At 30.9% G+C, this 8,560-nt stretch carries 11 protein-coding genes; 7 read left to right on the forward strand and 4 right to left on the reverse strand.

All coding sequences use genetic code 11. The features are described 5' to 3' along the window. Nucleotides 1–102 precede the first annotated feature (102 nt). The 3 genes from HMPREF3181_RS06265 to adhP all read left to right on the forward strand — a co-directional run bounded on the left by HMPREF3181_RS06265 (nt 103) and on the right by adhP (nt 2,599). A complete protein-coding gene (locus HMPREF3181_RS06265) occupies nt 103–474 on the forward strand; it encodes a hypothetical protein (RefSeq protein WP_068474617.1) in 372 nt (123 codons plus the stop codon). Beyond that, a complete protein-coding gene (locus tag HMPREF3181_RS06270; protein WP_068474621.1) occupies nt 474–1,358 on the forward strand; it encodes a GNAT family N-acetyltransferase in 885 nt (294 codons plus the stop codon). The genes HMPREF3181_RS06265 and HMPREF3181_RS06270 overlap by 1 nt, the downstream gene beginning before the upstream one ends. Before the next feature lie 227 nt (nt 1,359–1,585). Further along, nucleotides 1,586–2,599, forward strand: a complete 1,014-nt coding sequence (gene adhP, locus HMPREF3181_RS06275; protein WP_068474624.1) for an alcohol dehydrogenase AdhP — start codon at nt 1,586–1,588, stop codon at nt 2,597–2,599. Nucleotides 2,600–2,638: 39 nt separating this feature from the next. Here the strand turns inward: adhP and pcp are convergent, their stop codons facing one another. From pcp to HMPREF3181_RS06290, 3 genes are read right to left on the reverse strand one after another with little or no spacing between them, the layout of a single operon-like run. After that, nucleotides 2,639–3,280, reverse strand: coding sequence for a pyroglutamyl-peptidase I (pcp, locus tag HMPREF3181_RS06280; RefSeq protein WP_068474627.1), 642 nt, complete (start codon nt 3,278–3,280; stop codon nt 2,639–2,641). 10 nt (nt 3,281–3,290) lie between these two features. After that, the gene (locus HMPREF3181_RS06285) at nt 3,291–4,292 is read right to left on the reverse strand and encodes a DUF979 domain-containing protein (protein ID WP_068474630.1); all 1,002 of its coding nucleotides are present in this window, start codon (nt 4,290–4,292) and stop codon (nt 3,291–3,293) included. After that, entirely contained in the window at nt 4,273–4,962 is a 690-nt protein-coding gene (locus HMPREF3181_RS06290; protein ID WP_068474633.1) for a DUF969 domain-containing protein, read from the reverse strand. Before HMPREF3181_RS06290 ends, HMPREF3181_RS06285 begins: the two co-directional genes overlap by 20 nt. Nucleotides 4,963–5,398: 436 nt before the next feature. On the opposite strand from HMPREF3181_RS06290, the gene HMPREF3181_RS06295 reads away from it, so the two are divergent. The 4 genes from HMPREF3181_RS06295 to HMPREF3181_RS06310 are packed head-to-tail and all read left to right on the forward strand — an operon-like array spanning nt 5,399 to nt 8,094. Then, nucleotides 5,399–6,541 (forward strand): aminotransferase class V-fold PLP-dependent enzyme, encoded by a 1,143-nt coding sequence (locus tag HMPREF3181_RS06295; protein ID WP_068474636.1) that lies wholly within the window; start codon nt 5,399–5,401, stop codon nt 6,539–6,541. A 4-nt stretch (nt 6,542–6,545) separates the two neighbouring features. Then, entirely contained in the window at nt 6,546–7,646 is a 1,101-nt protein-coding gene (yedE, locus tag HMPREF3181_RS06300; RefSeq protein ID WP_068474639.1) for a YedE family putative selenium transporter, read from the forward strand. Between the two features lie 15 nt (nt 7,647–7,661). Continuing rightward, nucleotides 7,662–7,868: a sulfurtransferase TusA family protein gene (locus HMPREF3181_RS06305; protein ID WP_068474643.1), complete on the forward strand. Its 207-nt coding sequence runs from the start codon at nt 7,662–7,664 to the stop codon at nt 7,866–7,868. 1 nt (nt 7,869) lies between these two features. Then, the gene (locus HMPREF3181_RS06310; RefSeq protein ID WP_068474646.1) at nt 7,870–8,094 is read left to right on the forward strand and encodes a putative Se/S carrier protein; all 225 of its coding nucleotides are present in this window, start codon (nt 7,870–7,872) and stop codon (nt 8,092–8,094) included. A 285-nt stretch (nt 8,095–8,379) separates the two neighbouring features. On the opposite strand, the gene HMPREF3181_RS07870 is transcribed toward HMPREF3181_RS06310, so the two are convergent. Continuing rightward, a partial coding sequence (locus tag HMPREF3181_RS07870) for a hypothetical protein (RefSeq protein WP_197415935.1) occupies nt 8,380–8,560 on the reverse strand: 181 nt, incomplete at its 5' end.

The raw sequence follows: 8,560 nt of genomic DNA on the forward strand, positions 1-8,560 counted from the left end.
CAAATCAAAATCACTCGAAAGAGTGATTTTTTTGTATAAAAATATTGTGAATAATTAATGTTTAAGATATAATTATAAGTAAATAAGAAAAAGGGGTAAATTATGTTTGATATTTATGGATTTTATAATGCTGTTTTAAGTCAAAATGCTTTTGAGATTAAGAAATTTTTTAACGAAAATGCTTATATTTGTTGGCATAATACAAATGAAAAATTTACTGTTGATGAATTTATAAGGGCTAATTGTGAATATCCTGATAAATGGAGTGGAGAAATTGAAAGAATCGAGCAAATAGGGGATTTATTTATTGTGGTTGCTAGAGTTTTTAATATTTCAAAAACTTTATCTTTTCATGTAAATTCATTTATTGAAATAGAAAACGAAAAAATTTCAAAATTAGATGAATATTGGGGAGATGACGGTAATATTCCTGAGTGGAGATTAGAAAAAAATATAGGAGTTAGGATAAAATAATGAATACATTTTGTGATTTAAAAATAATCAATTACATAAAAATTTCCATTTTGGGAATTATGTTTGTTTTAGGTCTGTTTTTTAAGGCTTTTATTGGCGATTATATTTTACTTTTGGTTTTAGTTTTAATAGAATTTGTTTTTAGGCTCGGTTTTAAGTATATAAATTCAGTAAGCTATACAATTTCAAATAAATTTTATAAAAATATTTTAAATATTTTAAAAGTTTTAAATTTTGAGTTTGAATTTTTGTTTTTATATTTATTCTTAGATTATATTTTTAAATTTAATATAAAATATTTTGTTGGAATAATTTTCTTTTTATTATTTTTTAGTATAATTTTATTTTCATTTTTTATTTCTTTTAATATGAAGTATGAAATTTTAAAATTCAGAATGGCTGATGAAATAGATAGAGAAAGTATTTTGGAAATATATCTTGACGGGTCAAAGGCTTTAAAAGATGATGGTGTTGACCAATGGCAAGGAAAGTATGTTCCAAGTTTTGAAGATATAGATGCACATTTGGGCGTTGATTTGTATGTTTTAGAATATCATAAAACGATAGTTTCTACTGCTTGTTTGGTTGAGGGTGTTGATGAGGACTACGAAAATATAAGTGGAAAGTGGAATACTTCTATTCCTTATCTTAGCATACATAAGGTTGCAACTTCAAATCGTTATAAAAAACAAAGTTTTGGTAAAAAAATGATGTGTTATATAGACAATTTTGCAAAAAGAAAGAAAAGAGATTTAAGGATTGATACTCATAAGGATAATAAAAAGATGAGAAATTTTATTTTATCTTGTGGTTATAAATATACCGGCGAAGTCGTTCTGCAAGGAGAACTTGAAAGACTTGGTTATGATAAAAAGATTATGTAGATTAGAAAATTTAAAACTATTGATATTTTTTATGTCAATAGTTTTTTTAGTGTAAATTGTGAATATATTTTTAAAGGGTAATAACAATTTTTTTGAAAAATAGATATTTATTCGTTAAAAATCACTTTATCAATAGACAAAACAAAATTAATTTGCGTAAGTAGTTGACAATTGTTATTTAAAGATATATAATTATGATATACATATTCAATAAAGGAGGTATTTTTATGAAAGCTGTTGTAGTAAATAAAGAAGGAACTTGGATGGAAGTTGTAGATAAAGACATAAGAAAGCCAGGTTATGGAGAAGTTTTGATTGATGTTGAATACTGTGGTGTGTGCCATACGGACTTGCATGTTGCTAAAGGAGATTTCGGAAAAGTACCGGGACGTGTTTTAGGACATGAAGGTGTTGGTATTGTTAAAACATTAGGTGAAGGAGTAACTTCCTTAAAAGTTGGAGATAGGGTAAGTGTTGCTTGGTTCTTTGAAGGTTGTGGATGTTGTGATTATTGTAATACAGGAAAAGAAACTCTTTGTAGAACTGTAAAAAATGCTGGATATTCAGTTGATGGAGCTATGGCTACTGAATGTATTGCAACTGCCGATTATGCAGTTAAGGTTCCTGATGGGCTTGATCCCGCTCAAGCAAGTAGTATTACTTGTGCCGGAGTTACTGTTTATGCAGCGATAAAAGCTGCCTGTTTGAAACCGGGTCAATGGATTGCTCTTTATGGAGCAGGAGGACTTGGAAACTTAGCAGTTCAATATGCTAAAAAAGTTTTCAATGCTCATGTTGTTGCCATTGATATTAATGATGACAAATTAGCTCTTGCAAAAGAATGTGGTGCTGATATTGTTCTTAACGGAAAAAATGTAGATCCTGCAAAATATATTCAGGAAAATATTGGAGGTTGTCATAGTGCAGTCGTTACTGCTGTTTCAAAAGTTGCTTTTAATCAAGCCATAGATTCAGTAAGAGCTGCAGGAAAAGTTGTTGCTGTAGGATTACCTTCAGAAACAATGGATGTTCCGATTGTTAAAACTGTATTGGACGGAATTGAAATAATCGGTTCACTTGTAGGAACTAGAAAAGATTTAGCGGAAGCTTTCCAATTTGGAGCTGAAGGTTTGGTTACTCCTGTGGTAACTAAAAGACCTATAACAGATGCGATTGACATTTTTACTGAATTGGAAGAAGGAAAAATTCAAGGACGTATGGTTATTGATATGAAAATGTAATTTGAATATTTAAAAGGCAAGTAAAAACTTGCCTTTTTTTTAATGTGTTGCTCCACCTTCAATTTTTATATCTTCTTTGTTTTCTATAATCGCCTCTATTGCATATTCTAATCCTTTTGCAATCACATTAAGAGGCATTGATGGCATATTTCTCTTATCTACAACTTGTTCAGGTAAAAATGGAATATGAACAAATCCTGTCTTCATATTAGGATATTTTGTTTTTGCAAGATGAGCCATTCCATAGCAAACGTGGTTACAAACAAATGTTCCTGCTGTGTTTGAAACAGAAGCAGGGATTTTGTTTTCAATCATTTTTTGAACCATTGCTTTTATAGGAATTGTAACAAGATAAGCATCTGGGCCATCTTCAGCAATTTTTTCATCAATAGGTTGATTTCCTTCATTATCTTTTATTCTGAAGTCGTCCATATTAATTCCAACTCTTTCAACTGTAATATCAGGTCTTCCACCAGCTTGTCCTATACTTAAAACTACATCTGGTTTTTCAATTTCAATAACTTCTTCAAGTTTTTTTATACTTTTTCTTGCAACTGTTGGAATTTCAACTTTAATTATTTTTGCTCCCTTAATTTCATCAGGTAATAATTTTACAGATTCAATTGCAGGATTAATTTTTTCTCCTCCAAAAGGATCAAATCCACTAACTAAAATTTTCATTTATAACCTCCTAAAATGCCATTACTAACATAAGCACAATATGAACTAAAATCATTGCAAGAGCCATAGGTGCTTGAGTTTTTATAATTGTATATTTATCTTTTGTTTCAAGAATTGCTCCCGGAACTATGTTGAAGTTTGCAGCCATTGGAGTTAATAGTGTTCCACAGTAACCGCAAGTCATACCAAGTGCTCCAACTACTGCTGGGTTTCCACCTTGAGCGATTACGAAAGGAATACCAACACCGATTGTAATTACAGTAAAAGCTGCAAAGGCATTACCCATAATCATAGTGAAGATTACCATACCTAAACAGTATGCTACAACACCGGCAACTCTTCCGCCACCACCAACGATACTTCCTGCAAATTCTCCAATTATATTTCCAACACCTGCTGCTGTAAATACAATACCAAGTGCACCTAAAAGTTGTGGTAAAAGACTTGACGCACCTACTTGCATTAAAAGTCTTGTAGTGTCTTCTTTCATTTCTTCAACTTTAGGTTTTACAATTAGTATCGCGATTATAAAAGCGATAATTGCTGAGAAACCTAAAACTTGAGCAGTTGAAAAACCGAAAATTATATCTTTACCTTTGGCATTAGTTCCAATTATGAATTTAAAAGATTTAAATTGTGACATTAAAAATCCAAGAAATGCCATTACTAATGCAGGAATAAATATTTTCCAACCGATTTTATTTGCATTTTTTCTTCTTTCTTCATCTGATGGAGGTGTAAATTCACCGATTTTAACTTGTTTTGTAAGAGTAAGAGCTCCACAAACAACAAGCATTGCTCCAACAATAACCCCGCCTTGATTTGGAAGGTATTTAACTAAAAATCCTCCGAACGCGAAGATAATTCCAACTAAAAACCAGAATAAAAATGTACCAATTCTTGCTTCTTTATTTTTTAAGCCTCTAAAAGCTGTTAAAATTGAAATCAATCCGCAAAGAATGTAAATAAATTCGTCAATAAAAAATGTATTACTACTTATCCATTTTAACATCTTTTCCACCAACCTTTCTAAGTTTCATTTCAAATAAGAAGCATTGAATAACTGATAAAATTATCATTGCAATACCTATAAATAAAGAATAGTAAGCTATTTGAGCACCTGTTACAGCATGTCCTTTATCGCTAAGTGTAGAAACTATAAGTAAAACACCTGAAGAAACAGGGAATATATTTTGACCGAAAAAGTTACCGTAGTTTTCAACAGCACCTGCTAAACCTTTTAAGTCTTCCAGTTTAGTTTCTGTAAGGTCAACTGTTTTAGTAGCGGCACCTTCTGCCATAGGTAAAATTAAAGGTCTAACAAATTGAATATGTCCACCAAGACGTAATGAGAATATTGCTGCAATCCAACGAATGAATAAATACAACCAAATAACCAAACCGGCACTTGCACCTCTAATTTTTTTGATTCCATCTGCGGCCTTTTCTTTAAGACCATATCTTTCCATAATACCGATAACTATAAGAGTTGTAAAGAACAAACTCATATATCTGTTGGATACAAAACCTTTGCCTATAATATCCAAAATTTCTACAATTCCTTTTCCTCCGGCAAGACCTGTTGCGAAACCTGCGATTAAAACTACAGAAATTACATCAAGTTTTAATACAAAACCAACAACAATAATTACAATACCGATTAAAACTAAATAATTTTGCATATTTTCCTCCTTGAATAAAAATTTAATTACTTAAAATCTTATACATATAAAAATATATAATAGAAAAAATCTTTTTCAAGATATATAAGTAATTAAATATAGTATAACACAAACAGAGTAATTTTTAAAGAATGTTTTATCATATTTTTTAAACAAAATAGGATTAAATAGGAATTTTTGTTAAGATATTTTAGTTTTAATAAGAAAAAGTAATTTTAATTTAATTTTAAATAAAAAATAAATTTTTAAAACCAAGATATTTCAATGTTTCTAAGAGTTATAATTTTTGATTATAAAAATTAATTAGTAAATATAATCAATATAGATATTTTTGTGGAAATGTGTATAAAATTTGACAATATTAACGGTTTGATATATAATTATAATATATTAATATATTTATGAAATGTTTTGTGATTTTGATAGGGGTGTAATTTTGATTTATTTTGATAATTCGGCTACTACTAAGAACAAGCCTAAGGAAGTTATCGATGCAGTTGTAAATGCGATTAAATATTTTGGAAATTCTTCTCGTGGTGTTCATGAGGAGAGTTTGAGTGCAGATAGAATTATTTTTGAAACTAGAAAGAAAATTGCAAAGATGTTTAATGTGGGAAATTCTCGTCAAGTTGTTTTTACAAAAAATGCAACTGAGAGTTTAAACATTGCTATAAATGGTTTGTTTTCGGAAAACGACCATATTATCACTTCTGTTTCTGAACATAATTCAGTTTTACGTCCTATAAATTATTTGAAACAAAGAGGTATTACTGTTAGTTATATTGATGTTTTTGAAAATGGAGTGCTTAAGCTTGATGATATTCCAAGTCTTGTTAAGCCAAATACAAAGGCAATCATCTTAACTCACGCATCAAATGTTACAGGAAATATTACCGACTTAAAAAAGGTTGGAGATTTTTGTAAAAGTAATGCAATGCTTTTTGTAGTTGATGCCTCTCAAACTGCTGGTGCTTTTAATATCGATATGCAAGAGATGAATATTGATGTGCTTTGTTTTACGGGGCATAAGTCAATGCTTGCACCACAAGGAACGGGAGCTCTTTGTGTTAGAGAGGGTGTTTACATAAGACCTTTTATCGTCGGAGGTAGTGGTACTCACAGTTATGACGAATTTCAACCTGACAAGATGCCGACAAGACTTGAGGCTGGAACTCTTAATGCACATGGGATTGCAGGACTTCACGCATCTATCGACTATATTTTAAGAAATGGAATGGAAAATTTGACAAAAATTTCTACTGGTTTGGCAAAAGAATTTTATGACGGCGTTATAAAATTTCCTGAGGTTAAGGTTTATGGAGATTTTGAAACGGATTTTAGAGCTCCGATAGTTTCTTTAAATATTTCAGATATGGATTCTTCAGAGGTTAGTAATATTTTATATGAAGATTTTAAAATTTCAACAAGACCGGGTGCACATTGTGCTCCGCTTATACATAAGGCGCTTGGTACTGTTGAGCAGGGTATGGTTAGATTTAGCTTTTCTCATACAAATTCTATTGATGAGGTAAGGCTTGCTATAAACGCAATTAAAAAAATTATAGATGATAGGAGGTAGTCAAATGCGTTTTTTTAACACTAAAAAGGGATTGTTGACTTTAGGAATTATTGCAGGTCTTGGCGCTGCTTTACTTGCATATTTAGGCAATCCAAAAAATATGGCTTTTTGTATAGCTTGTTTTATTAGAGATACTTCAGGTTCTATGAAGTTCCACAATGCAGAAGTGGTTCAATATTTTAGACCCGAAATTGTAGGTATTATTCTAGGTTCATTTTTAATTTCATTATTCACTAAAGAATATAGATCAACTGCCGGTTCTTCACCGGTTATCAGATTTTTCCTTGGTGTAATAATGATGTGTTGTGCTTTAGTATTCTTAGGTTGTCCTTTAAGAATGATTTTAAGAATGTCTGCCGGAGATATTAGTTCATACGTTGGACTTGTAGGCTTTATAGCAGGGATTGCAACAGGTGCATTCTTCTTAAGAAAAGGATTCAGTTTAGGAAGAGCTTATACAATCAAAAAAGAAAATGGATATGCTTTACCAATAGTTGTACTTGTACTTTTTGCTCTATCTATCGCTGTTCCTGCACTTTTCGTTTTCAGTAAAAAAGGACCTGGTAGTATGAGAGCTATTTGGTATGTAGCTTTAGCTGTTGGACTTGTATTCGGTATCATCGCTCAAAAGAGCAGAATGTGTTTTGCCGGTTCAATCAGAGATATTATCTTACTAAAAGACTTTAGATTATTCTCAGTAATTGCTGGAATCTTCATCGTTATGTTAGGATATAACTTAGCTACTAACAACTTTAAATTCGTTGCTTTTGGACCAATCGCTCATGCTCAAACTATTTGGAATATTTTATCAATGTATGCAGTTGGATTCTGTGCAGTATTACTTGGTGGTTGTCCATTAAGACAATTAGTTTTTGCAGGAACTGGTTCATCAGATTCAGTTGTAACTGTTCTTGGTATGTTCGTTGGTGCAGCATTTGCTCATAACTTCAAAATTGCAGCAGGTGCAGCAGCTGTTGAAAATGCAGCTAAAGGAATTAAAGCAGCAGCAGGTGGCCCTGGAATAAATGGACAAATATTTGTTATTATTTCAATAATCACTTTATTCATAGTAGCTTTTTATGGATTAAAAAAGGAAAAAAATTAATTTAAGGAGATAGATATGAAAGAATTAGACGTTAGAGGATTATCTTGTCCAGAACCAGTTTTAATTTTACAAGATGCCCTTAAAGAAAATAAGAACGAAACATATAAAGTATTAGCTAGTGAGGCTCATGTTGTAAGAAATATCGAACATTTCGCTTGTAGTCAAGGAAAGAAAACTTCCGTTAAAGAAGTTGGCTTAGACTATGAAATCATAGTAGAATAATATGAAAGAAACTAAGCTGTATATAACATTTTATACTTCTGCAGAGGCAATGGCGACTGAAAGTGTATGTAAAGAAAATAATCTTTTAGGAAAACTTGTCCCTGTACCAAGAGTTTTATCAGCAGGTTGTGGGATTGCATGGGAGTGCAATCCCATTTTAAAACCCCAGCTTTTAGAACTTTTAGAAAAGGAAGATATAGAATGGGAAGAATGTAAAGAAATATAAATGGAGATTTTTATGAAGAGAAATTTAAAATTAGCTCTTTTAATGGCTTTTTGCTTAACTGCAACTGCTTGTGGTAAAACAGCAGAAAAACCTGCAGAAAAAAGGTTGAAAAGCAAACCCTAAATTGCAATAATAAATCAAAAAGTTAATAAAAATTTTTATTTTCTATTTTACATCTATTAGCATTTGATTATAAAATAATTTAACGAAATTTTATTAAAAATATCTTAGATGAAAGAATAAATAAAAAAATCGGCCCTTAAAGGTCGATTTTTTTTATTTGAGCTATCTATTAACTCTCTTTTTTCTTTTAAATGCTACAACAAGTAGTCCTGCTGAAAGTATCATAAGAAAATTGTACAATTCTATGTTCATATTATTAGCTGTCTTTGGAAGTTTCCCATTGTTAGCTACTTGTGGCTTTTCACCTGGTTGTGTTGGATCTACTGGTCCTACTACTGGTGGA

Origin of the sequence: Parvimonas sp. KA00067 (genome assembly GCF_001553085.1) — a bacterium.
In the GTDB taxonomy this organism is placed as follows: Bacteria; Bacillota; Clostridia; order Tissierellales; family Peptoniphilaceae; genus Parvimonas; species Parvimonas parva.